The organism is Streptomyces sp. NPDC048461 (genome assembly GCF_055587105.1).
On sequence record NZ_JBVJGW010000013.1, the window covers coordinates 154,446 to 179,573 of the forward strand.

Genomic DNA, 25,128 nt, shown 5'->3' on the forward strand with positions numbered 1-25,128 from the left:
TTGGAGTCCCTCGATGCCGGCGCGGTGCTCCGCCGCGGGTTCAACTACTCATCGCCGGCCGGTCTGGACGACCTGCGCGAGCTGTTCGTCGACCGGTTCGCGACCTGTGCGGTCCACGTCGACGACACTCTCGTGACCGGAGGTGCCCTCGGCGCACTCGACCTCGCGTTGCGTGCATTGCTCCGGGATCGGCCGGCAGCTCGCCTGGTCGTGCTCGAACCGACCTATCGCGAAGCGCTCGGCATCGCCAAGGCCATCGGGCTGCCGGTCGTGGGTTGGAGCAAACTCGCCGGAGTCTTGAGTCGGGACGACGTGGTCTACGTCGTCTCCACCTTCAACAATCCGGACGGCCGGACCCTCTCCGCCGCCGAGCGCGACAGTCTGGCGGCGGCGATCGTCGAAGCTGACGCGGCCCTGATCGAGGACGCTGCATACGATCTGCTCCCGGCCGTCTCGGCCGACCCGGTTCCCGGCGTGTGCGCAAGCGTGATGCAGCGGAGAGGAAACGCGTGGGCACTGCGCCTGATGTCGTTCTCGAAGACGGTGGTCCCGGGTGCACGGGTGTGCGTTGTCGAGGGCAGTTCCCGTGCTCTTGCTGCGATGCGGACGGTCAAGTTCGACTTCGGAACCTCGCCCGTCGCGTGCGCCCTTGTCGCCGAGCTGGTGCGGGATCCGCGGACCCTGGCCCGCCATCTCGCTCTCATTCGCGAGCGCCTCGAATGTGGGCGTGCTGCTGCCGATCAGGCGTTCCGTGCCTGGGACCGACCGCCGTCCGTCGTGGGTGCAGGCTACTTCCTCTGGCTGTCGTCCTCCCACGTGAGTAGCACCGAGGCCGCAGGGCGCGCCACGGCTGTGGGAGTCCGGGTCAGCGACGGTGCGCCCTTCTTCGTGGACCACCGCCCCACGCATCTGCGCCTGAGCGTGGCGTGGGAGCCGCCCGAGCGGATCCACGAGGCATGCCTTCGACTCGAGGAATCGGTGGCCGCCCCGAAGAATCTCCTGGAGGAGACGTTGTGACCACGATCATCGGCTGGCAGTGCGATCTGGTGGCCAGTGCTGCTCTGCTCATCGACGGCGAGACCGTCGGCGCTGTCGAGGAGGAACGGTTCACTCGGGTCAAGCCGGAAACCGGGTTTCCCGGCAGGTCCGTGACCTGGCTACGGGAGGGTATGGGCCTGTCGACGGCCGAGGTAGACGACTGGGTCCACGGCTGGCTCGCCGGGACGAACACGGCGCAGATGCTGCCCGACCTGGCGCGGCGTGTCGCAGCGGCGAGCAACCCTGACGGCGTCGACGCGATGGCGCGACGGCCGGCCACGGAGCACGCGGACGACGCCGAGATTCGCGACGTGGGCTATCGCCTGGCAGTTGAGCGCAGGTGGTCGTTGCTGAGCACCAGTTTCAACCGGCACGAGGAGCCGATCATTCTTGCGATCGGGGATGGACTGGCGGCCCTGGCGGACGCAACGGTGGACGCGGTGGTGCACCGCGCGAACGTTTGGACGACGTCATGAGTCGACAGCTCGTGGTCTGTGGTATCGGGAGTGGCATGGAATCGGTGATCCCGCGCATCGCGCGGGATCACGACCTCGCGATCATCGCGATCACCGATCGTCCGACCGAGCTCGACGGCCTACCGGTCGACCAGGTCCTGGTGACCTACCCGCGAGACGCCGCAGCGGTCCTGGACGCCGTGGCTCAAACCGGCATCGAAGGCGTGGACGCGGTGATGTCGCTCGGCTACGAGAACCCGCCCGTTATCTCCCGGCTGGCTCGCCTGTGGTCCTGCCCGGGAGTCCCGGTCGAGGTCGCCGACCGTTGCACTTACAAGGATCTGAGGATCGCCGCACTGCAGCAGGCCAACGTGCGCACGCCTCGGTTCAGGGTTTTCCGTGAACTCACCGAGGCCGCTGAGGCAGTGGGCGCACTGGGCTTCCCGGCGGTCGTCAAGCCGACGGACGGCACCAGCTCCGTCGGAGTCTCGGTCGTCCGCGACGCCAACCGACTCCCGGAGGCCGTTGCCGCCGCGCGCGAGGCGACGGGACGCGATGCCCTTGTCATCGAACAGTTCATCGAGGGCACTGAACACACAGTCGAGGGAATCGTCGCCGACGGCGTCGTGCGGGTAGCAGCCTTGTCAGATCGCAACTACGACGCGAAGCACCGGTTCGCCCCGTTCGTCTTCGAGGCCGGCGACGACCTACCGTCGGCGGCCGGTCCCAGGGAACGCGCAGCCCTTGAGGACGCGGCCGCAGCGGCGGTGTCAGCCCTCGGGATCGACGACTCGGTCTTCAGCACCGACCTCCTGCTCACCCCGGGCGGAGTGTACGTCCTAGAGGTGGCGGCGAGACTGTCCGGCTCGCGTTTCGGGACTCACCTGGTGCCCCTGGCCTCGGGGGTCGACATCGTCGACGCCGCCGTGCGCCTCGCGCTCGGCGAAGCCGTCGACCCGGCCTCCCTCGTCGCCACCAAATCGACCTTCGTTGCCAGCCGCTACCTCCCTTCCGCCACGGGTGTTGTCACCTACGTCGGCGATCTGGCGGCTCAGACGTGGGAGACGGGAGTCGTCGAGGTTTTCTGGGAACAGGAGTTGGAGGCCGGACAGGTGTTGGACGGGTATCGGTCGGCCAAGGACATGCTGGCCAGCGTGATCGCGTGGGGAACGACGCGCGCCGAGGCTGCTGGGCGCGCGGAGCGCGCGCTGGCCGGGCTGCCACTGGAGATCGGGTTGATCGGGGTGGACGATGTCTGAGTCGCTGGACCGGAGCCGGTTCGACCGCTTCTTCGATGCCCGCCGTCCGGCGATCGCGGCCGACCTGTGCGAGTACATCAGCTTGAACACGCAGACCCCGCACGAATCGGAATGCTTCGCCTTCCTCGCTCGCTACCTGGAACCGCTCGGAGCCCCGCTCCAGACTCGGAACCGGCATCCCCTTCTCTCTGGTCATCCGGACCTGTCTCCACATCCCAATGCACGCACCGAAGGGGGGCCGACTTCAGGATTCGCCGTGTTCGAGAACGGACACGGCGCGTCGACCGCCACGCGGTTCAATGCCCACATCGATGTCGTGCCCGCCTCGCCAGAGGACCCTGCCGCCTTCGAACCGCGTGTCGACGCCGAGGCCATCTGGGGGCGGGGGGCCTGCGACACGAAGGGAGGCCTGGTGATGCTGGCTGAGGCGATGCGCTTCATCGGCGACGAGGGGGTCAGCGCCGGGAAGCGGGTCGAACTCGACCTGCCCTCCGAGGAGGAGATCGGCGGCAATGGGACCCTGTCGAACATCCTGTACGGAGGGCGGGTCGACGAGGCGATCTGTCTCGAGCCGACCGGACTGGAGGTGTTCCGCGGACATCGTGGCTGTCTCACGTTCTCCGTCGACATGGTCGGCCGCAGCGTACACATGGGCGAAGCCGCGTCCGGGGTAAGCGCCATCGAAGGAGCCGTCGCCATGATGGCGTCACTGCGTGACCTCGAAGGCGTCCTCCTGCGGCAGGCCCGCAGCCACGATGCGTTCGCTCGGTGGGAATGGCCCCTCAGCCTCAACATCGGCAAGATTAACGGTGGCGAATGGTCTGGCTCCGTCCCCGAACGATGCACGCTGGTCGGAGACCTCGGTTTCCTGCCAACCCACTCGCTGGAGGATGTCGAGGATCTGATCAGGGAGGCATGCACGAAGGCTGCTGAGGTCTGGCCGGGCGGCAGTCATCGCGTCCGATTCGACCGGGGTCTACGCAACGACGCATGCCTCACCCCCGAGTCCGCACCCGTCGTCGAGGAGTGGGCGGGACTGACCGGAGTGCCGGCGTCTCATATCGCCGGGTGGAACGTCAGTTGCGATGCCCGGCACTACGTTCATGCGATGGGGGTGCCGACGATCGTCGTCGGGCCTGGTTCGTTGAAGAACGCGCACTCGGCTCACGAGCACGTGGCCTGGTCCGAGCTACGCGAGGGCGCCTGGATGCTGGCGCGATACGTGGCACGGGAACGGGTCGCAGGTTCGCCTACCGGCAGCAGGCAGGCGCGATGACCAAGATTGCCGTCACCGGGGGAGCCGGGTTCATCGGCTCCAACCTAGTGCGCGAACTCGTGCTGCGCGGGCACGAGGTGGTCGCGATCGACGACGTCTCGACGGGCGACTGGTGCAATCTCGCCGGCGTTGAGACGGAGCGCGTTGAGGCGTCGGTGCTCGACGGGGGAATGGTCGAGGCGAGCATCCGTGGATGCGCCTCTGTGGTCCACCTCGCCGCACTGGGATCGGTTCCGCGCAGCATCGCCGATCCGTGGGCGACCCACCGCGCGAACATCGACGGAACCCTGAGCCTCCTCCGGGCATGCGGGCGGGCGGGCGTCGGCCACGTCATCTATTCGTCGTCGAGCTCGGTCTACGGACGCAACCCCGCCCTGCCGAAGGACGAACGTGAATGGGTACGCGCGATGAGCCCGTACGCGGTCAGCAAGCTCGCGGCTGAGCAGTACGTACTCAGCTTCCAGGAGTCCTTCGGGATGTCGAGCGTTGCTTTCCGACTGTTCAACGTGTTCGGTCCGCGGCAGAGCTCCGGCCATGTCTACGCGGCGGTGATCCCCCAGTTCCTGGACAGCGTCCGCGCGGACCGGCCGTTGACGATCTTCGGGGACGGCGCGCAGACCCGTGACTTCACCTACGTGGCCGACGTGTGCCGGGTCCTTGTCGGCGCGGTGGAGCATCGGGTGACGGCTCCGGAGCCGGTGAACCTCGCATTCGGTCGTCGCGTCAGCGTGAACGACGTGGTTCGCCAGCTCTCGGAGATCCTTGGACGGGAGTTGCCGGTGGTACGGGCGGAGGGGCGGCCGGGGGACGTCCGGCACTCACAGGCGGTGAACAACCGGTTGCGCGCGCTATTCCCGGATGTCGAGCCCACTCACTTTGGAATCGCTCTGGAGGTCACGGCGCGATGGATGCTCAGCCCCGACAGTGTCGCCTCGTGACCGGCATCACGGTGTTGAGGGAGAACCCGAGCTCTTTCGGGCGTCGCAGAAGGCGCGGCGAGGATCAGGACGATATCGATCGCATCCTGGCACTCGACAAGTCGGTACGGGCGGCCCAGGCGACCTTCGAGAACGCCCGGGCCGACCAGAAGGCAGACCGGGGCCCTGGTGCGCAACGCCTCTCCGAAGGAGCGCGAACGGCTGTTGACGGCAGCCAACGAGAAGTCCCTCGCCGTCGACGCGGGCGTACTCCACGCTCGCCGCCATGGCCGCGAGGAAGACGGAGTCCTCCCCTCCACCCCCCGACGCGGGTCCGTGGGGAGAACTGGCATCCGCAGATAGCGGACAACACGGCAGAGGACCTCATACGACAGCGCCCATCCCTGGGAACGAGCCACGTCCTGGCCTCAAGTGCTGGCTGCCGCCTCAGGCGAGAGTCCGCCCAGAGCCGTCCGTGACCGCCGGAGAGTCCAAGACCTGGTGCCTCGCCGTGGCGTCGCTCCGCTGGAAGACACCGCAAGCTTCCGATTCAGAAGTCAAACTACTCGTCAGCAAGACCAACATTTCCCTACAGACCTGACCACACACTGGTCTACGTGGGACGCGACGCCAAGATCAAAAGCCCCGTCCGGAGACCGTAATGGCGTCCACGAGAGCACGGGAACCGGAGCGGAATGACAGTCCCCGATCCGATCCACGCCCGACAGCATCGGCACAGCTCAACGCACTCTTCCTCTGGGCTTCAGGCGCGTCGGGGGAAGTTCCGGGGCCGGAATCGGAGGGCCGTCGTAGCCCTTGACCTCGCCGTAGCGGGTGCCGTTCGTCCAGTCTTCGCGGAACTGTTCGATCTCCTCCTGGGAGCGTCCGATCCAGTTCCAGAACATGACGATCTCCTCCTCGAACGGCTCGCCGCCCAGGAGCATCAGGCTCGCGTCCGACGTCGCCCGCAGGGGGAGGTCCGTGCGGCCGCAGCCCAGGTACAGCATCGAGCCCGGGAGGACCGGGACGCCGTCCACGTGGGCCTCGCCCGACATCGACAGGACCGCGTACTCGAAGTCCGGGTCGAGCGGGAGCCGCGTCTCCGTGCCCGCCGCCAGGGTCAGGTCGGCGCCGACGATCGGGCTGTACGCCGTGCCGGGCGAGGTGGCCGTGTCCAGGGTGCCGAGGATGACCGTCGCCGTCAGGCCGGGGGCCGTGACCCGCGGGAGGTCGGCGTGGTGCTGGAAGTGCGGTTCCACGTTCCGGTGGGCGTCCGGCAGGGCCACCCAGAGCTGCGCGCCGTGCAGGAGCCGGGCGTGCGGGCGCGGGCTCTCCTCGGAGTGGCTGATCCCCCGGCCGGAGGTCATGAGGCCCAGTTCGCGGGGCCGGATCGTCTCCAGGCTGCCGACGCTGTCGCGGTGCAGCACCTCGCCCTCGTGCAGCCAGCTCACGGTCTGCAGGCCGGAGTGCGGGTGCGGCGCCACCTGCATGCCGGGCTCGTCCGCGATGTCGTCGGGGCCGTAGTGGTCCACGAAGCACCAGGCGCCCACCATGCGGCGGCCGAGGTTCGGCAGCAGGCGTCGGACCTCCGTGGACTCCCCGAGCTTGACCGTGCGCGGGCTCAGGAGCTCGCGGACCGGTTCGGCCACGACGAAACCGCGGCCGCCGCAGGCGGAGAGGGCGGGCTGGCGATCGAGATTGCTCATGCGGACAACCTAGCCGCGCGCGGCTGCCGAGCCGAGCGGAATGTTCCGCGGGACGGGCGTGTTGGAGGCGGCGTACGGACAAGACGACCGGCGGAAGGGACACGATGAACGGGCCGACGACGTACCTCGGACACGGGACCGCTGCCGAGCGCTGGGAGCGCGCCCGGCTCTTCTTCGACGCGAAGGAGTACGCGACCGCCGCCCGCGTCCTGGAGACCCTGGCGCAGGAGGCCCCCGAGCAGCTGGCGCCCCGGCTGCTGTTGGCCCGCGCCTACTACCACTCCGCCCAGCTCTCGCGCGCCGAGACCGAGCTCCGCGCCGTCCTGGAACGCTGGCCCGTGGAGGACTACGCGCAGCTCATGCTCGGTCGCACCCTGGAGCGGCTCGGCCGGTCCGGCGAGGCCCGTCCGCACCTGCGGATGGCCGCGGCGATGGCGGGCGAGCTGCCCGAGTAGGCCCGGGCGGAGGGCGCCCGGGACGGGGCTCCGGCGCCGTCCCGGGCGGGTCCCGGCCCCGTCCGAGGGGGCGTGCGGACCCCTCCGATCGGGGTCCCGGCCCCGTCCGTGCGGGGCTCGGCCCCGGGCTCGGTTAGCCTGGGTCCAATATGAACCGTCTGACCACGCCTTTCGGCTCCTACGAGCTCACCCGCTTCCCCGAGGACCCGCGCGACCGGCTCTTCGCCTGGGACGCCGCGGACGAGTACCTCCTGCGCCATCTCGACTCCGGTACGGGCGAACGCGGCCCGGTGGACCTGGCCGGCGCCGGGCAGATCACCGTGCTCGGGGACCGCTGGGGGGCTCTGACCACGGCGCTCGCCGCGTACCACCCGGCGCAGATCACCGACTCCTCCCTGACCCGTTCCGCCACCGCGGCGAACCTGGACCGGGCCGGCATCGGCACCTCGAAGGCGACCGTGTCCCTGCTGACCACGCAGGACGCGCCGCCGGAGCGGATCGACGTCCTGCTGGTGCGCGTGCCGAAGAGCCTGGCGCTGCTGGAGGACCAGCTGCACCGGGTGGCGCCGCACGTGCACGCGGGGACCGTGGTCGTCGGCGCCGGCATGGTCAAGGAGATCCACACCTCCACCCTGCGGCTCTTCGAGCGAATCCTGGGTCCGACGAAGACCTCCCTCGCCGAGAAGAAGGCGCGGCTGATCTTCTGTACGCCGGGCACCCCCGGCGCGACGCGGCCGACGACCCCCGGGCCGTGGCCGCTGACGTACACGGTGGACGAGGACGGCGGCTCGGGCGCCGGGCTGACCGTCGTCAACCACGCGGGGATCTTCTGCGCGGACCGGCTCGACATCGGCACCCGCTTCTTCCTGCAGAACCTGCCGACCAACACCGACGGCGCCCGGGTCGTGGACCTCGGCTGCGGCAACGGCGTCGTCGGCACGGCGGTCCAGGTGCACGACCCGGACGCCGACGTCGTCTTCACCGACGAGTCCTACCAGGCCGTCGCCTCGGCGCAGGCCACCTACCGGGCGAACGTCCGCGAGGGCCGGCGGACGGCCGAGTTCCTCGTCGGTGACGGTGTGGCCATGCTGCCCCCGGGTTCGGTGGACCTGGTGCTGAGCAATCCGCCGTTCCACTCCCACCAGGCCACGACGGACGCGACCGCGCTGCGGATGTTCGCGCAGTCGCGCAAGGTGCTGCGCCACGGCGGCGAGCTGTGGGTGGTGGCCAACCGGCACATGGGCTACCACACCCACCTGCGGCGGCTGTTCGGCAACAGCGAAGTCGTGGCGAGCGAGCCGAAGTTCGTCGTGCTGCGCGCGGTCAAGCAGGATCGTCCGCGGGCCGTGTGACCCCGGTGGCGCGTCCTGCGTGCGGCCCGCGGGTCCCCGAGCGATCCGGGACCTGCGGGCCGCACGTGCGTCCGGGTCAGGCGTAGCGGCTGAGGTCGTGGAAGAAGTGGTCGATCCGGGTGGCGAGACCGCGCCGGGTGGCCTCGCCGAAGACGGTGGTGCCCACGGCCAGGTCGAGGACGCCGAGGCCGAACGGTGAGAAGACCACGGGCCTGTCCCGGGGGATGGCGACCTTCCCCTCGATGACGTCGTACAGGGTGCCGTCGATGAAGTCCCGGTTCCCCACGCGCTGTTCGGCCAGGTGCGGCGAGGTGTCGGCCTTCAGGCAGTGCTCCACGTCGTCGACGATGTTGGTGGACCCGAGGATGATCTCCGGGGACAGGTCGCGCAGCGAGACGTGCAGCACCACCGGGTTGTGGTCGAACCACCCGAGGTCGTGCACGTGCGGGGTGGCCGCCGTCGTCGCGAAGACGATCAGCTCCGACGCGCGGACGGCCGTCTCGGCATCGGGGAGGACGGATATCTTCGCGCCCCGGCCCAGCCCGGCCAGGTAGCCGCTGAAGGACTCCGCGTACTCGGCGCTGGTGTCGAAGACGTTGATCGCGTCGAACTCGAAGCCGGCCGCGGCCAGGTACTTCTCGATGTAACGGGCGATCAGGCCGGTCCCCACGAAGGTGATCGAGCGCGGCCGTTCGCGGTCGGCGTGCAGCTGTACCGCGGCGAGGGCGGCCGACGCCGCCGTGCGGGTCGCGCTGATGATGGAGCTCTCCAGGCAGGCGAAGGGGTAGCCCGTCTCGTGGTCGTTGAGGATGAGCACCGCGGAGGCGCGCGGCAGTCCGCTCGCGATGTTGCCCGGGAAGCTGGAGATCCACTTGATCCCGTCGACGCCGAAGTCGCCGCCCAGCGCGGCCGGGAGGGCGATGATCCGGGAGTCGGGCTTGTCCGGGAACCGCAGGAAGTAGCTGGGCGGGTTGACGCTCTGCTGCTCGCCGTGGGTCAGGTAGGCGCGGCGCACGACGTCGATGACCCGCTGCGGATCGCCGTCGAGGACCTCGCTGACTGCGGCTCCCCCGATGACGGAGAACTGGGGTGTGGTGGACATGGATGCTCCAATGCGGAAGGGAACTGACGGTCTGGGAAGAGGAGTAGGGGTGGTCGGGTACGGGCGGCCCGTGCGGGCCGCCCCGGTCAGGCCGGCGGAGCGGCCAGCCGGTGCAGGAACAGCGCCTCGGCGGTGGCCATGCGGGCCAGCAGGCCGGGATCGACGCTCTCGTCGGTGGAGTGGATGCGGGAGGCCGGGTCCTGCACTCCGAGGAGCAGGAACTCGGCGTCCGGGTAGAGGCCGGCCAGGGTCACGCAGACCGGGATGGATCCGCCCTGGCCGCAGCGGGCCGGCTCGGTGGCGAAGACGTCGCGCAGGGAGCCCAGCATCGTCCGGTGGGCCGGGCCGTCGCTGCCCGTCTCGAACGCCTCCCACACGCCGAGGCGTTCGACCGTGACCTCGGCGCTGCGCGGGGCGGCCGCTTCCAGGTGCGCCGCGAGGGCCTCCTGCGCGCGGGCGGCCCCCGTACCGGGCGGAACCCGCAGGCTCACCAGGGCGCGCGCCCGGGCCTGTACGGCGGAGGTCGCGCCCTGGACGGCCGGGCAGTCGATGCCCACCACCGTGACGGCGGGGCGCGCCCAGAGCAGGTCGGCCAGGGCCGCCGTGCCGGGCAGTTCCACCGAGGGCAGCACTTCCGCGTCGGCGCGGAACTTCTCGACGGGGTACGGGGATCCGCGCCAGGTCTGCGACCGTTCCAGCCCGTCGATGCGGGTGTGGCCGTCCTCGTCGTAGAGGCTGTCCAGCAGCCGGACCAGCGCCGCGAGGGCGTCGGGGGCGCCGCCGCCGAAGCTGCCCGAGTGCGCGTTCGCGGCGAGGGTGCGCGTGTGGACCTCCACCGTGGTCATGCCCCGCAGCGAGGTGGTGAGGGTGGGCACGTCGAGCGCCACGTTCGCGGTGTCGGCGATGACGACGACGTCCGCGGCCAGCAGCTCGGGGTGGGACTCGGCATAGCGTTCGAGGCCGCCGGTACCCTGTTCCTCCGAACCCTCCACGATGAACTTGACGTGCACCTCGGGCAGTCGGCCGTCCCCCACGGCCGCGAGGGCCCTGAGCGCCGTCAGGTGCATCAGGACGCTGCCCTTGCAGTCGGCGGCGCCGCGTCCGTACCAGCGCCCGCCGGCCTCGGTGAGCCGGAACGGGTCGGTGGCCCAGGCGCCGCGGTCGGCCGCCGGCTGTACGTCGTAGTGCGCGTAGAGCAGGACGACGGGCGCGCCCTGCGCTGCCGGGAGCTCCCCCCAGACGGCCTGGGTGCCGTCCGGGGTGTCCAGCAGCCTGACGTCGCCGAAGCCCTGCGCCGTCATCGCTCCGGCGATCCACGCGGCGGCGGCCGCGCACTCCCCCGCGAGGGCGGGGACGTCGGCGACCGACTCGAACGCGACGAGCTCGGCGAGGTCGGACCGGGTCCGCGGCATCAGGGCGTGCACCGCGTCGGCCAGGGACTGCGGGTTCATCGCGGCTCCTCCTACGGTCAGTGGGCCGCCCGCGGTGGCGGGCGGGCGCGGGGTCATGCGAAGCGGACCGTGGCGGCGGCCCAGGCCCGCAGCTCGGCCTCCTCCTCGGCCGAGTCCGCGGTGAAGACGACGTGCCCGAGCCGGCACCGCAGGTCACGGGCGGCCGGTACGGGGTCCCCGGGCCGCAGGTAGGTGCGGACCTCCACCACCCGGGGGTGCCGTTCGAGCACCTCCAGGCCGTCGATCCGGTCGAGGACGCCGAGGCCGGGTGCGGTGAAGAAGTGCACGGCGGCGTACTTCGCCGCGGGCTGGGCGGGCGGCGTCGCCGCTTCCGGGTCGAGGCCCGTGTGCGCGGCGACCATGATGTGGCGCAGCGACACCCCGGTGGCCAGGGTGATGAGCTCGGCGATGCGGTCCCCGGCGAGCCGGGCGCCGATCTCGATCAGTACGGGCCCCTCCGCGGTGAGGCGCACCTCGGCGTGGAAGGGGCCGAGGCCGATGCCGAGTGCGGTGACGACGGCCGTGGTGTAGTCGCCGATCCGGGCGCGGGCGTCGGGGCCGAGGTCCGCCTGCACCACGTGGCCGAGCTCGACGAAGTAGGGCTCGGGGCCGAGGAGTTTGCGGGTGAGGGAGACGATGGTGACCCGGTCACCGCTGACGTGTCCCTCGACGGAGTACTCGGGGCCGTCCAGGTACTGCTCCAGCAGGGCCCGGCCGTCCTCCGGCTGGTCGAAGACGTAGTCGGCGCGGTCGGCGAGCCTGCGGTAGGCGGCGTGCAGCTGTTCGCGGTCGTCGGCGCGGCTGACCTGGATGGAGCCGGATCCGGCGGCCGGCTTCAGCACGCAGGGGAAGCCGACGGCGTCGGCCGCGCCGTCGAGGTCCCCGGGGGCGGAGACGGGGGCGAACCTGGGTACGCGCAGGCCCGCCGCGGCGAGCGCGGCGCGCATGCGGGTCTTGTCCCGGACGGCTTCGGCGGTCTCCAGGGGCAGTCCGGGGAGGCCGAGCCGGTGGGCGATGCGGGCGGCGGCGTCGACGTAGAACTCCGAGCCCGAGACGACCCCGCTCAGGGGGGTACGGGCGTGGACCCGGTCGGCGGCCTCGGCCAGCGCGGCCGGGTCGTTGGTGTCGACGACCACGAAGGTGTCGATCTCGGCGCGGGCTGCCTCGGGGACCACGCGGTCGCCGCCGTCGTGGGAGAAGACGACGGTGGCGAGGCCGAGGTCGCGGGCGGCGCCGAGCAGGGTCAGTCCCGAGGACATCGGCTCGATGACCAGCAGCTGCTTCCGGGTCGTGGGGGCGGCGGCGGGCATGGGCGTCTCCTTGTGCGGGTCGCGCTGTGGGGCGGTGGGGTGGCGGGGGCTCACGTCACGGGCTCCGCCCGGGGCGGGGCGGCCGCGAGCGGCGAGAGGCTGATGCCGCCGAGGACGTAGTCGATGGCGCCGGTGATGGTCAGTTCGCGCTGGTCCATGCGGCTCTCGTGGGCGGCGTCGACGTGCCCCTGGCGGTGCCAGAACGCGAGGTGCCAGGCGTGGTCGGCCGGGACGACGTGGTGCAGGTCGTGGGCCGGCAGGTCGGAGACGAGGACGCCGAACCGGGCGGGCGTCTGGAGGAACAGCATCCTGGCGGCCCAGCGGGCCCAGCCCGCGGCGCGCCGTGCGGCCGGGAGGTCCCGTGCGGGCAGGGGCTCCAGACAGAAGCGGGCCCAGCAGCGCGAGACGTAGTCGCCGCGGCTGGTGGGGGCGCCGTCGAACGCCATCCAGGGGTGCTCGGACACGGTCTGGAACAGCGCCGCCCAGTGGAACAGCGGCAGCCAGGGCACGACGAAGGCGAGGGTGTACTCGATGCCGTCCATCCGGAAGCCCATCAGGACGAGGAAGCCCACCCAGACGGTGGAGGCGATCCGCCGGGTCCAGGTCGCGGTGATGAAGTTGGTGCGGATGCGGAAGGTGATGAACGGCAGGTGCAGCCGCGGGGAGAACGGGGTCCGGTAGAGGGTCCGGCGCAGCTGCTCCATCGGCATGCCCGGCCGGAAGCCGAGGTACATCAGGAAGCCCGCGTCGGGGTCCTTGATCGTGGTGAAGACCTTGCGGTTGTGGTGGCTGCGGATGTGGTCCTCGAAGATGTCCTCGTAGTTCGAGGTCAGGCTGACCGCGCTGGACACCACCTGGACCACCTTGTCCACGTGCTTGTTGCCGGAGACCTCCTTGTGGACGGCGTGGTGGCTCCAGGTGACCTGGAGCTTGCGCACCGCGTTGACGGTGACGAGCCAGGTGATCGGCAGGACCGCCGCGGCGTACCAGTCGAGGAACCGTACGGCGTACACGCCGGCCAGGACCGCGGCGGCCAACTGGACCAGTGTCAGGAACCAGTTGACGAGCGGGGGCGTGATCCAGCGGGGGGCGCGCTGTCCGGGTGCGGCCTTGCCGGAGAAGATCGTGACGAGCTGCTGGGTCCAGCGCGGGAACCGCTCGGCGTAGTCGAGGCGCAGTTGTTCCATGGAAGCCGATATGCGGGCGGGCGAGGGCGTTTCCTGCGGCACGGTGACTCCTTGCGGGTCGGTGGGGCCTTGTCTCTGCCACATGGGTGCGTCAGGCCCCTTCGAGGCGTACGGTCAGCAGCCGGCCGGCCTCGTCCAGGCTCTTGACGACGTTCTCCGGCAGGCTTCCCTCGGCGATCACGTAGCCCAGCCGGTCGTAGGCGTTCTGCGGGGCCCGGACCGGGCGGCCCGGCGCCGCGGTGAGGTGGACCCGCTCCACGCCCGGGACCTCGGCGGCCTCGGCCGCGCCGTCGACGGCGGCGAGCACTCCGTCGCCGTCGGCCGTCAGGAAGCGGATGCCCGCCGTCGTCTCCCGGGTCCCCTGCAGGTCGGGGGCCAGGCCGCAGGCGGCGCGGAGCTGCTGTTCCAGCAGCTCGACGCCGGTGGCCAGCCGGATCAGCTCGGGGATCATGCCGCCGGCCAGGCGGGGGTTGACCTCGACGATCAGGGGGCCCCGGCCGGACATCCGGACCTCGGTGTGCGTGGGGCCGGTCCGTACGCCGAGCGCGGTGAGGGCGGCCGTCACGGCCGCGCGCAGTGCGGTGGCGTCGTCCTCGGCGAGGGGGGCCGGGAAGACGTGCTGGTGCTCCACGAAGTGCGGGCCGCCCGAGACCGTCTTGGCGGTGATGCCGGCGCACACGGGCACGCCGTCCGTGCTGAACATCTCGACGCTGTACTCGGGCCCCTCGACGTACTCCTCGACGAGGGCGGTGCGTGCCGTCGGCAGCCCGCGGACGTTGGTCTCGACCGCCAGCACCCGCTCGGTGTGTGCGCGGGCCTCCTCGTGGGAACGGCACAGGAGCACGTCGTTGGAGCCGGAGTCGTCGGCGGGCTTGACGACGCACGGCAGGCCCACCCGGTCGACGGCCGCGGCGAGTTCGGCGGTGGAGCGGACGGCGGCGAAGCGCGGCTGGACGATGCCCGCGGCGTCGAGGAGGCCGCGTACGGTGGCTTTGTTCCGGCTGTCGGCCATGGCCTGCGGGGGGTTGCCGGGCAGGCCCAGCCAGTCGGCCAGTGCGGCGACGACCGGTACGTAGAAGTCGCTGGTGGTGGTGATGCCGGCGATCTCCCGGCGGGGGAAGCGCTCGCCGATGGCGGCGCGCAGGCCGCGTTCGGTGGCGGTGTCGCAGACCACGATCTCGCAGTCGGCGTCCCGGGCGCCCGCGTACCGTTCGGGGGCGTTCGTCAGCAGCACGGGCTCCAGGCCGAGCCGGCGGGCCAGGTCGAGGGCCAGGACGCCCGTGCCCGAGGTGTTGGCCTCGACGAACAGGAGCTTGCGCGGTCCGGCGGGGCGCTCGCCGAGGGCGGCGTACGACCAGGCGGTGACCTCGGTGCCCGGGCTGACCTCGACGGGGGTGCGGGAGACGGGCTGGTCGGTCACCGCGCGGTCGCTCCAGTAGGCGTCGCTGTAGACGTTGTCGGCGTAGCGGTCGCCCCGGTCGGGGAAGATGCCGACGATCCTGGTGCCGGGGGCGGACCGGCGGGCGACGTCCTGGAGGACGCGGTAGACGGAGCCGGAGGTGTTCCCGGCGAAGATCTGCTGCTCCAGCGCCAGCGCACGGGTCGCGTCGAACGCCTCGTGGTCGTTGAGCCAGTGGATCTCGTCGATGAGGCCGCGGTCCAGGTTCGCCGGTACGAGGCTGTTGCCCAGGCCGCCCTGGAGCCGTCCGGGGTTGTCGGGCTGGTCGAAGACGACGCTGCCCACGCAGTCGACGGCGACCACGCGCAGGTCGGGGAGGAACCGGCGCAGGGCGCGGGCGGAACCGGACAGCGATCCGCCGCTGCCGACCGATCCGACGAGGACGTCGAACGGGCCGAGGTCGTCGATCAGTTCCTCGGCGAGGAAGCGGTAGGCGCCCGGGTTGTCGGGGTTGCTGTACTGGCGGGGCCAGAAGGCGCCCGGCAGGTCGCGGATGAGCGTGGCGAGGCGTTCCAGCCGGGCGCTCTGCCAGCCGGCGCCCGACATGGCCTCCACGACGTGCACGGTGCAGCCCAGGGCGTTCAGCTTGGCGTGGGTGACGGGGTCGATGCGCGGGTCGGTGACGATGTGCACGGGGTGCCCGAGGCGGGCGCCGACGAGGGCGACGCCGAGGGCCATGGTGCCCGAGGAGCTCTCGATGACGGGTGCGCCCTCGGCGAGCTCCCCGGTCCGGCGGGCCTGCAGGATGGTCTGCCGGGCGACGCGGTCCTTCATTCCGTACAGGTTCTGCAGTTCCAGCTTGGCGTAGGCCTCGACCGGATCGGGGAGGTCCAGCGCGAGTCTGACCAGGGGGGTGTGGCCGATGGCGTCGACGATGCTCTGGTAGGGCATGTTCACCTCCGGGGTGAGGAGTGGTCGGGGGCCGGCTGGCCGCTGGAGTGGAACACGGTGGCGCTGCCAGCGAGTTCGGTGGCGCGAGCCCGGGTCTCGGCGATCTTGCGCGCGTACTCCGGGTCGGCGCGGGAGACCAGGACGCCGAGGGCGGTGCCGCTGTGGGCGACGGCGACGCCGAGGGCGTCGACGTCCCGGGAGAGGTCGATCATGCGCTGGAGCAGGCGCTTGGGGCGCAGCCGCTGGTTCATGACGGCGCTGCGGGTGGCCACGCGGCCCACCGACCGCAGGTCGCCGCTGCGCACGGCGTGGCCGATCTCCTCCAGCAGGCCGTCGTACTCGCGGCGTTCGCCCGACGAGAAGTCCTTGGGCCGCCGGTTGAACTCGATGGTGTCGACGACGCCGCCCTCCTCGACGCCGACGACGGACAGGGGGCTGAGCGCGCCGAACCGCTCCCGCAACCGGACCTCGCGGTGGTAGAAGGCGACGACGCCGGGGTACATCACGCCGTCGGTGGGTTCGATCTGGCGCAGGAAGAACTCGATGGCCGCGCAGTCCGCCGTGCGCCCGAGGGCGTCGGCGACCGCCCGGGCGGTGGCGACCAGGTCCGCGGAGGAGCTGGCCAGCCCCTTGCCCTCGGGGAGTTCGCCGCGCAGGTCGAGGTGGCCGCCGCCCGGGACGCCGTACTCGCGCAGCATGAGCTGGACGAGCCGGCGGGAGCGGTGCTTGCGCGGCGGGAACACGGAGACGTCCGTGGCGTCCGGGTCGGCCGCGAAGGCGGCCGCCGCGCCCCGGTCGATGGGCAGGGTCACGAGGAAGTCGAGCTGCTCGGCCGACGTGGCCCCCTGGAGCAGCTCCCCGAAGGTGCCCGGTGCCCGGCCGGTGCCGACCCGCGCCGGGTCGGCGGCCCGGGCGGCCGGGGCCGTGCTGTCGGCGCGGGTCACGGCGAGGCCTCCTCGCGGACCGCCGTGCCGCCGAGGCCGAGGAGGGCGTCGACGCGCTTCAGGCCGGTCTCGACGGTGTCCCGGCGCGTGGCCCAGGCCGTGTCGAGGGACCGGTGCAGGGCGTCCTGGTCGTCGAGCAGGGCGCGCACCCGGTCGGGGTGGGCCGATCCGTCGGACGTCTTGCGGTACAGCTCGCCGTCCCCCTGGAAGGCCGTCGCGAGCAGGTCCTCGGGGGCCCGGAGGGTGAAGCCCTGCTCGGCCGCCGCGGTCCGCAGCAGTTCCGGTGCGCACCGGCGGGGCGGGAGGCCGGCGGCGTCGGCCGCGACGACGTAACGGCCGGCGATGACCTGGGCCTTGCGCCACGGCACCGACTCCCGGAGGGTCAGCTCGTTGGCGAGGGTGAATCCGCCGAGGAACTCCCGGTCGACGGCCTCGCGCATCCGCTCGGCGTCGAAGTCGAGGTTCTCGACCACCGCGGTGAACAGCCGCAGCGTGGTGCCGAGGGTGGTGAACATCGGCAGCAGGTTGGCTCCGGCCTCCTTCGAGACCTCGACCATGTTGCTGAAGGGCGTGGCGCGTTGGGCGAGGAGCATGTCGAAGTAGTAGGCGCTCAGGTGCGCGGACTTGCCCCGGATCCGTTCCAGGACGGGGTAGTTCTTCTTCTGCGGCATGGCCGACGAGATGCCGGACAGTTCGTCGGGCAGCACGATGAAGCCGTACGGGCCGCTGCCCCAGGTCATCAGGTCGCTGATGAACCGGCTCAACGAGGATCCGAGGAGGGATAGTTCGGCGGCGGTCTCCAGGACCCAGGCCCGCGAGGCCACGCCGGTCAGCGCGTGCGGCTGGGGGGCCACGCACCCGAGCAGCCCGGCCATCGCGTCGCGGTCCCAGGGCAGGTCCTGTCCCGTCATGGCGCCGGAGCCGAGCGGGCAGAGGTTGATCCCGTCGTACGTGGACAGCAGCCGGCCCAGGGTGTGCAGCATCTGCTGGGAGACGGCCGCCAGGTAGAAGCCGGGGGTGATGGTCTGGGCCGCCTGGAGGTGGGTCTGCCCGACCATCGGCAGGTCGGCGGTGCGTGCGGCGAGCCGGTGTACGGCGCGGGTGAAGGTGAGGAGGGCGCGGGCTCCGTCGTGCAGCAGCCCCCGCCCGAAGAGGAGTTGGGCGGTCGCCTGCATGTCGTTGCGGCTGCGGTCGACGTGCCAGGCGGTGACGGGCCGGCTCAGGCCCTGTTCGACGTACTGCTCCAGGGCGAACGCGATGTCGGACATGTTGGTCCGCGCGTCTGCGGTGATGCGGTCGCGGGTCGCGCGGTGCAGCAGCCGGCCTATCTCGGCGGCCTGCGGCTCCGTGATCAGGCCCATGCGGCGGTACTCGATCGCGAAGACCTTCTCGATCGTGGTGTACCAGGGCAGGAGGTGCTCGGCCTCGTAGCGGAACTGGGGCTCCAGCACCTCCTCGTGGAGCAGCAGGCTGGGGGTGCCGCTGATTCTGCCCGTGAGCCGGGCGGCCTCTCCCACCGGCGCCTGGTCGTGGGAAGGACTCATGTCTTCTCTCCGGTTTCTCAGGTGGGGGTTCCCGTTCGGGCGGTCGGACAGGATCCCCTGCCGCCGGGCGGGGCGGCGGGCTCCGCGGAGCCCGCCGCCCCGTGCGTTCAGCTGGTGCGCTCCAGGGCGGCCAGGTCCTGGCGGACCGTCTCGGCGAGGAGTTCCGGGCGGCTGGTGTTGAGGTAGTGGCCGCCGTGGTCGGTGACGACGAGGCGGCACTGCGGCACGAACCGCTCCCAGTTGCCGACGGCCGCGGTGTGGTCGCCCATCAGTGCGTCGTCGGTGGACAGGACCACGGTGGCGGGCGCCTTGAGGGCGGCGCGGCCGGGGTCCGAGAGCGCGAGGTGGAACCCGTGGGTGGCCTCGACCGTGTCGTAGCGGAACGACCTGGCGAGGTCGGTGCGCTCGGTCGCGGACAGCCGGTGGACCTCGTCGAGTCCGGTGTTGTCCGCCATCCAGTCCATGATCTCCTGCTCGCTCATGTGCACCACCTCGTTGGCGGCGTGGTCGGCCGGGTCCGTGGACCGCAGCAGCTTCGCCACGATCAGCAGCCGCCCGACGGGGTGGCCCTGCGCCTCCAGGGTCCGGATGAGGTGCATCGCCAGCGAGGCGCCGGCGCAGTGGCCCAGGACCAGCACGGGCCGGCCGGCGGCCTCCCGGGCCACCTCGTCGGCGAGCTGCTCGGCGAGGACGTCCACGGCGACCATCGGGCGGTCGTCGCCGACCGTGCGGCCCGGCAGTTCGGTCCCCATGACCCGGGCGGCGACGCCGTCGTCGGCGAGCTGCCGGGCCAGCGGCACGTAGCTGACCGCGCTGCCGCCCGCGAAGGGGATGCAGACGAGGAGGGCGTCGGTGGTGTCGAGGCGCGCACCGGCGGCCGCGGTGAGGTCGACCAGCAGGTCGCGGCGCGCGCCGTCGCGCTGGGAGAAGCTCGCCGCGATCAGTCGCGCGGTGGGCCGGACCAGCAGGTCGCGCAGGGCGATGCGGCCCTGGGAGGTGGCCGCGACCTTCATCGCGGCGATCGAGTGGCCGCCGATCTCGAAGAAGTTGTCGGTGACCCCGATCTCGGAGGGGTCCGCGCCCAGCACGGAGGCGAACAGGTCGCGGACGAACTCCTCGTCCGGGGTGGCGGGCTGCTCGCGCTCGGCGTCGCGCTCGGTGCTCAGCGGCCGGGCGGCCAGCACCTTGCGGTCGGTCTTCCCGTTGGAGTTCAGCGGGAAGGCGTCGAGGTGCACGAGGATCTCGGGGTGCATGTAGTCCGGGATGATCTCGGCGAGCTGCCGCTTGAACTCGGTGCGGTCGGGTTCGGCGGAGCCCGTGTAGAAGGTCACCAGCCGCTTCTCGCCGGCGACCTCGCGGGCCAGGGTCACCGCGGTCTCGACGCCGGGCAGCCGGTTGACCGCTCCGTCCACCTCGGAGAGCTCGATGCGGTACCCGCGGATCTTCACCTGGCCGTCGCGGCGGCCGGCGCAGTCGAGCAGCCCGCCGGGGAGCCACCGGCCGACGTCGCCGGTGCGGTACATCAGGGCCGACCGTCCGTCGAGCGTGTTGGGCTCGAACGCCGCGGCGGTGCGCTCGGGATCGTTGACGTATCCCAGGCCGACACCGGCGCCGGTCACGCAGATCTCGCCGTAGCTGCCGAGGGGGCGCGGACGGCCGTCGGTGCCCACGACGTGCAGGCTCGTGTTGACGATGGGCCGGCCGATCGGGACCCGGACCCCGTCGAAACCGCTGTCCATGAAGTGGTGGGTGACGTCGTCGGAGCACTCGGTCGGACCGTAGGCGTTGATCACCGGGATCGGGTAGCTCGCGAACCAGCGCCGGGTCAGGGCGGGCGGCAGCGTCTCGCCGTTGATGATGTTGAAGCGCAGGGCCGGCAGCGGCGCGGGGCGCTGCTCGACCTCCGTGAGCAGCGCGTCGGTGTACGAGGGCACCGTCTCCAGGATGGTGATGCCGTCCTCGGCCAGCGCGGTGAGGAAGACCGGCAGGTCCACGACGGTGTCGTGGTCGTAGATGACGGTGCGTCCGCCGACCAGCCAGACGACGAGCAGCTGCCAGACGGAGATATCGAAGCACTGGGTGCTGAGCTGGGCGACCCGGTCCTCGGCGGTCAGCTTGAGGTCGACGACCTTGGACAGCAGGTGGTTGAGCATGCCGGAGTGGCGCACCGTGGCGCCCTTGGGGTCGCCGGTGGATCCGGAGGTGAAGATGATGTAGGCGGTGTCCCCGGGCGCCGGCCGGGCGGGGAGCGCGGCCGCGGCGCCCTCGCCGGCAGCCCGGAGCGTCACCACGGTCAGTCCGTCGACGCGCTCGCGCAGGTCGGCGCCGATCCCCGGGGCGTCCCCGGCCTCGGCGACCAGGAAGCGCGAGCCGCTGCGCCGCAGCACGGCGGCGATCCGCTCGGCCGGGAAGCCGCGGTCCTGCGGGAGGTAGACCGCGCCGATCTTGAGCAGGGCCAGCATCGTGAGCGACCAGTCGATGCCCCGCGGCAGCACGGTGGTGACCACGTCGCCGGGGGTCACGCCGGCCTCCAGCAGCTGCGCCGCGTACCGGTCGGAGGCGAGGTCGAGGGCGGCGTAGTCGAGCTGCTCGGACCCGTGCTCCAGGGCGATCGCGGCCGGGGTCCGGCGGACCTGCTCGGCGAAGGCGTCGAGGAAGGTGCCGTCCGGCAGCGGGTACGCGGGTCCCTCGGACATCGACGCCAGCAGGGCCTGCTCGCGGGCTCCGATGAGCGGGGTCGCCGTCCGGTCCGCCGCCGGGTCGGACACCAGGGCCCGCAGGGCGTCGAGGTAGTAGCCGCCGACGCGCTCGACCTGCTCGGCCTCGTAGACCGCGTGGTGGAAGTGCAGGCTCAGCAGCACCTCGTCGCTGACCGCGTCCTGGGAGAACTCGGCACGGAAGGGGAACTCGCTCTGCACGTTGACGATCGAGCGCACCAGCTCGAAGCCGTCACGGGCGGTGAGGTCCTTGAGCACGTGGAAGTGCGTGAAGTTGAAGACGGTCTCGAACAGCGTCTCGCGGCTGCCGACGGCGCGCTTGATCTCGGCCATCGGGAACCGCCGGTGCGGCAGCAGGCCCGCCTCGGCCGCGTAGACGGCGTGGACCAGGTCCTCCCAGCTCGTGCCGAGGTCGCGGACGCGGAACGGCAGGGTGTTGAGGAACAGCCCGGCGATGTCCTGTCCGCCCTCGACCTCCGGGCGGCCCGAGTGCTCGTATCCGGTGATGACGTCCGAGGTGCCGGCGACGAAGGCCAGTACGCCGACGTGGGCGGCCAGCAGCACCGCCTTCACCGGGACCCGCAGGGCGCGGGCGGTCGCGAGGACGGCGTCCGAGAGGTCCTCGGGGAAGACGACGTCGTGGATGCCCACGCCGGTGCGCAGGGGGTCCGGCTCGGTGTACGGGGTGATCCGGGTGCTCTCGGCGCCGTCCATCACCTCCAGCCAGAACCCGCGCTGCTCGGGCGAGGCGACGGCGGCCTGTTCCAGGGCCACGTACTGGCGGTGCGACATGACCTGCCGGGAGCCGCCGTGCGGCTCCTCGCCGTCCAGGACCGCGAAGTACGCGGAAAAGACGTCGCGGTGGACGGTGTTGACGCTCCAGCCGTCCAGCGCTGCGTCGTGGTAGCTCAGCGAGTACTGGTACTCGTCGTCGGACAGCAGGTGGAGGTGCACCCGGACCAGGTCGGTGCTGCCGTAGTGGAAGCCGCCGCGGAGTTCGAGCTCGGCGTACCGGCGCAGGTCCTCCTCCTGCTCCCCCGCCGACCGGCCGCGCAGGTCGAAGACGCGCAGCGGGGTCGGGGCGCTCGCGTGGACCAGCTGCAGCGGGGTGCTGAAGCCGTTCAGGTGGAAGGAGGTGCGCAGCAGGGAGTGCCGGCGCACGACCGAGGCGACCGCCCGCTCGAAGAGGTCGGTGTCGACGGTGCCGCGGATCCGGTAGCTGAGGATGTCGTGGTACATCCCCTCGGTGCCGCCGCGCAGGGCCTCGTAGATCAGGCCGACCTGGAGCTGCGACATGGGGTAGGCGTCGACGATGTCCGCGGGGAGCAGCGCCCGGTCCTCCGCGGCGACCAGCGCGAAGGGCTCGACGTCGGGCTCCGGCGCGTCGGGCCGGGCGGCGACGACGCGGTCGGCGAGCTCCGCGATGGTGGGGTGGCCGAAGAGCTCCTGGAAGGTGAAGTCCAGACCGGCGGCCCGGGAGCGGGCGAGCACGGTGATGAACTTGATGGAGTCCCCGCCGAGGGAGAAGAAGTTGTCGTCCACGCCGACCGTGTCGAGGCCGAGGACCTCGGCCCAGATTCCGGCGAGCTGCTGCTCGACCGGTGTCCGCGGGGCCCGGTGGGCGGCGACGGGTCCCCCGTCGAGCTGCGGCGCCGGCAGCCCGGAGACGTCGCGCTTGCCGTTGTGGCTGGTGGGGATCGCGGGGACCTCGATGAGGTGCTGCGGGACCATGTACGAGGGGAGTTCGGCCTCCAGGGCGGCGCGCAGGACGGTCGCGTCGAAGCCGTCTCCGGTGACGACGTAGGCCACCAGGAGGCTGTCGCCCGCGTCGGTGGGCCGCGCGACGACCGCGCTCTGGAGCACTCCGGCGGTCCGCTGGGCGACGTGTTCGATCTCGCCGAGTTCGATGCGGTAGCCGCGGATCTTCACCTGGGTGTCGAGGCGACCGAGGTACTCCACGGTGCCGTCGGCGAGCCACCGGGCCAGGTCGCCGGTGCGGTAGCGGCGCTCGCCGTCCTCGCCCGTGACGAAGCGCTCGGCGGTGAGCTCGGGGGCGTGCAGGTAGCCGCGCGCGAGTCCGGTGCCGGCGATGCACAGCTCGCCGGGGGTGCCGATCGGGGCGTGGTCGCCGGACCGGGTCCTGACGCTGAGGCGGATGTTGCTGATCGGGCGGCCGATCGGCACGGACCGGGTGGTGTCGAGGCCGGCGCAGGGCTGGTGGGTGACGTCCACGGCGGCTTCGGTGGGGCCGTAGAGGTTGACGAGCTCGCGCCCGCCGCCCAGGAGCTCGTCGAACTGCCGGACCTGGTCGACGGCGAGGGCCTCGCCGCTCGCGAAGATCCGGCGGACGCGGGAGAGCCGTTCCCGCTCGCCCGTCGCGCCGACGAAGCCGAGGAAGGCGTGGAGCATCGAGGGGACGAAGTGCAGGGTGGTGGCCCCGGTCTCCTCGATCCGGCGGATGATCCGCTCCGGGTCGCGCTCGTCGCCGTTGGGCAGGGTGGCGACCGCCGCACCGGCGAGGGACCACCAGAAGATCTCCCAGACGGACACGTCGAAGGTGAACGGCGTCTTGTGGAGGATCACGTCGCCCTCGTGCAGCGGGTACGCGCTCTGCATCCACCAGAGGCGGTTGACGATCGCCCGGTGCTCCACCATCACGCCCTTGGGGCGGCCGGTCGACCCCGAGGTGTAGATGACGTACGCGACGTCGTCGGGGCCGGTGACGGGCTCCAGGTCCCCGTCGGGCTGCGCGGCGACGGCGGGGTCGTCGAGCAGCAGCACCCTCTGCTCCCCGGCGACGGCGGCCGTGTCCGGGGTGGCGACGACGAGGGCCGCGCGGCTGTGCTCCAGCAGGTACGCGATCCGGTTGGCCGGCAGCGTCGGGTCGACCGGCAGGTAGGCGCCGCCGGCCTTGAGGACGGCGAAGATGGCCGTCAGGAGCTCGGTGGAGCGCGGGACGCACACGGCGACCGGGCTGCCCGGCTCCACCCCGGAGGCGCGCAGGGTGCGGGCGAGGCGGTTCGCGGCGGCGTTGAGCGCGCCGTACGTGGTGCCGTCGTCGACGACGGCGACGCGGTCCGGCTCGGCGGCGGCGCGTTCCTCCAGGAAGCCGTGCAGGAGGCGGTGGTCGGGGAAGGGCGCGGCGGTGTCGTTGAACGCCCCCTCGATCCTCGCCAGTTCGGCGGCGTCCGGGCGGAGCAGGGGTCCGACGGCGAGCGCGGGGTCGCCGACCAGGCCGGCGAGCGCACGGGCGTACGCGACGGCGAGGCGGTGGCCGGTCGCGGCGGTGAAGTGGGCCGGGTCGTAGTCGAGTTCGACGCGGGGTGCGAGGCCGTCGGCCGGCAGGTGGAGGTCGAAGAGCAGCGGGCTCCCGGTGGCGCGGGCGTCCTCGGCGGTGAGCGCTCCGTCGAGCGAGACGACGAGGTCGCTCGGTCGGGCGTCGAGCTGGTCGAGCAGCTGCCGGACGGGGATGTCCAGGTTGGCCGAGGCGGCCAGGTAGGCCGCGCGGACGGTGGTGAGCAGCTCGCGGCCGGACTCCTCACCGGTCACGGCGAGGCTCAGCGGGACGGTGCGGTCGAGGCCTCGGACCGCGTCCCGGTCCCGGTCCCGGTCTTGATCCTGGCCCTGGTCCTGGTCTTGGTCCTGGTCCGTCCGCAGGGGGGCGGGAGCGAAGACGGTGACGGAGGGGAGGTCGGTGCTGCGGGCCGCGAGGAGCGCGAGGGCGCTCGCGCCGATGACGGCCTTCAGGACGGCGTCGCCCTGGGTGATCCGGGCGACGGCCCGCGCGGTGTCGGGGTCCAGGGCGACCGTGATGCGCTCGGCGGGCGGGGCGCCGTGGTGGGCGTGGTCGCGTATGAGCACGGTGGGCTCGGCCCAGGCGCTCTGCTGCGCGTCCCAGAACTCGGCCTGTGCGGGGTGGGCGGTACGGGCCTGCTGCAGGTGGAAGATGCTCATCTCGAAAGTTCCGGTCTCGACCGGGGGCACGGCTGGGGGCGGCCCAGCCCGCCCCGCTGCTGCGGATGGGGAAGGGTGGAGAAATGGCCCGGCGGGGCCCCGGTGGCGGCG

General features: G+C 71.9%; 16 protein-coding genes. 7 read left to right on the forward strand and 9 right to left on the reverse strand.

All coding sequences use genetic code 11. The features are described from left to right. From ACZ6S8_RS23215 to ACZ6S8_RS23235, 5 genes are read left to right on the forward strand one after another with little or no spacing between them, the layout of a single operon-like run. Positions 1–1,017, forward strand: coding sequence for an aminotransferase class I/II-fold pyridoxal phosphate-dependent enzyme (locus tag ACZ6S8_RS23215; protein WP_469458597.1), 1,017 nt, complete (start codon positions 1–3; stop codon positions 1,015–1,017). Continuing rightward, positions 1,014–1,514 (forward strand): L-threonylcarbamoyladenylate synthase, encoded by a 501-nt coding sequence (locus tag ACZ6S8_RS23220; protein ID WP_469458599.1) that lies wholly within the window; start codon positions 1,014–1,016, stop codon positions 1,512–1,514. Before ACZ6S8_RS23215 ends, ACZ6S8_RS23220 begins: the two co-directional genes overlap by 4 nt. Next, positions 1,511–2,752, forward strand: a complete 1,242-nt coding sequence (locus tag ACZ6S8_RS23225; RefSeq protein WP_469458601.1) for an ATP-grasp domain-containing protein — start codon at positions 1,511–1,513, stop codon at positions 2,750–2,752. The genes ACZ6S8_RS23220 and ACZ6S8_RS23225 overlap by 4 nt, the downstream gene beginning before the upstream one ends. Beyond that, positions 2,745–4,028: a M20 family metallopeptidase gene (locus tag ACZ6S8_RS23230; protein ID WP_469458602.1), complete on the forward strand. Its 1,284-nt coding sequence runs from the start codon at positions 2,745–2,747 to the stop codon at positions 4,026–4,028. The genes ACZ6S8_RS23225 and ACZ6S8_RS23230 overlap by 8 nt, the downstream gene beginning before the upstream one ends. Next, positions 4,025–4,966: an NAD-dependent epimerase/dehydratase family protein gene (locus ACZ6S8_RS23235; protein ID WP_469458604.1), complete on the forward strand. Its 942-nt coding sequence runs from the start codon at positions 4,025–4,027 to the stop codon at positions 4,964–4,966. The genes ACZ6S8_RS23230 and ACZ6S8_RS23235 overlap by 4 nt, the downstream gene beginning before the upstream one ends. 719 nt (positions 4,967–5,685) lie before the next feature. On the opposite strand, the gene ACZ6S8_RS23240 is transcribed toward ACZ6S8_RS23235, so the two are convergent. Then, positions 5,686–6,651: a pirin family protein gene (locus tag ACZ6S8_RS23240; protein WP_469458606.1), complete on the reverse strand. Its 966-nt coding sequence runs from the start codon at positions 6,649–6,651 to the stop codon at positions 5,686–5,688. Positions 6,652–6,755: 104 nt separating this feature from the next. Between ACZ6S8_RS23240 and ACZ6S8_RS23245 the strand changes: the two genes are divergently transcribed. Both ACZ6S8_RS23245 and ACZ6S8_RS23250 read left to right on the forward strand, forming a co-directional pair. Further along, positions 6,756–7,106, forward strand: a complete 351-nt coding sequence (locus ACZ6S8_RS23245) for a tetratricopeptide repeat protein (RefSeq protein ID WP_469458608.1) — start codon at positions 6,756–6,758, stop codon at positions 7,104–7,106. A gap of 158 nt (positions 7,107–7,264) precedes the next feature. Next, a complete protein-coding gene (locus tag ACZ6S8_RS23250) occupies positions 7,265–8,458 on the forward strand; it encodes a methyltransferase (protein ID WP_383922945.1) in 1,194 nt (397 codons plus the stop codon). Positions 8,459–8,534: 76 nt separating this feature from the next. On the opposite strand, the gene sbnB is transcribed toward ACZ6S8_RS23250, so the two are convergent. The 8 genes from sbnB to ACZ6S8_RS23290 all read right to left on the reverse strand — a co-directional run bounded on the left by sbnB (position 8,535) and on the right by ACZ6S8_RS23290 (position 25,017). Continuing rightward, the gene (gene sbnB, locus ACZ6S8_RS23255) at positions 8,535–9,560 is read right to left on the reverse strand and encodes a 2,3-diaminopropionate biosynthesis protein SbnB (RefSeq protein ID WP_469458610.1); all 1,026 of its coding nucleotides are present in this window, start codon (positions 9,558–9,560) and stop codon (positions 8,535–8,537) included. 86 nt (positions 9,561–9,646) lie between these two features. Then, positions 9,647–11,011, reverse strand: a complete 1,365-nt coding sequence (locus ACZ6S8_RS23260; RefSeq protein ID WP_469458612.1) for a M20/M25/M40 family metallo-hydrolase — start codon at positions 11,009–11,011, stop codon at positions 9,647–9,649. 53 nt (positions 11,012–11,064) lie between these two features. After that, on the reverse strand, positions 11,065–12,321 hold the full coding sequence (locus ACZ6S8_RS23265; protein WP_469458614.1) for an ATP-grasp domain-containing protein: 1,257 nt from the start codon (positions 12,319–12,321) through the stop codon (positions 11,065–11,067). 50 nt (positions 12,322–12,371) lie between these two features. Then, positions 12,372–13,550: a hypothetical protein gene (locus ACZ6S8_RS23270; RefSeq protein WP_469458616.1), complete on the reverse strand. Its 1,179-nt coding sequence runs from the start codon at positions 13,548–13,550 to the stop codon at positions 12,372–12,374. Between the two features lie 49 nt (positions 13,551–13,599). Further along, positions 13,600–15,858 carry a pyridoxal-phosphate dependent enzyme gene (locus ACZ6S8_RS23275; RefSeq protein WP_469458618.1) on the reverse strand — a complete coding sequence of 753 codons (2,259 nt, stop codon included), beginning with the start codon at positions 15,856–15,858 and terminating at the stop codon, positions 13,600–13,602. Positions 15,859–15,860: 2 nt separating this feature from the next. Beyond that, on the reverse strand, positions 15,861–16,802 hold the full coding sequence (locus tag ACZ6S8_RS23280; RefSeq protein ID WP_469458620.1) for a GHMP family kinase ATP-binding protein: 942 nt from the start codon (positions 16,800–16,802) through the stop codon (positions 15,861–15,863). After that, positions 16,799–18,346: a lyase family protein gene (locus ACZ6S8_RS23285; protein WP_469458621.1), complete on the reverse strand. Its 1,548-nt coding sequence runs from the start codon at positions 18,344–18,346 to the stop codon at positions 16,799–16,801. The genes ACZ6S8_RS23280 and ACZ6S8_RS23285 overlap by 4 nt, the downstream gene beginning before the upstream one ends. 107 nt (positions 18,347–18,453) lie before the next feature. Next, positions 18,454–25,017, reverse strand: a complete 6,564-nt coding sequence (locus tag ACZ6S8_RS23290) for an amino acid adenylation domain-containing protein (RefSeq protein ID WP_469458623.1) — start codon at positions 25,015–25,017, stop codon at positions 18,454–18,456. Positions 25,018–25,128 lie beyond the last annotated feature (111 nt).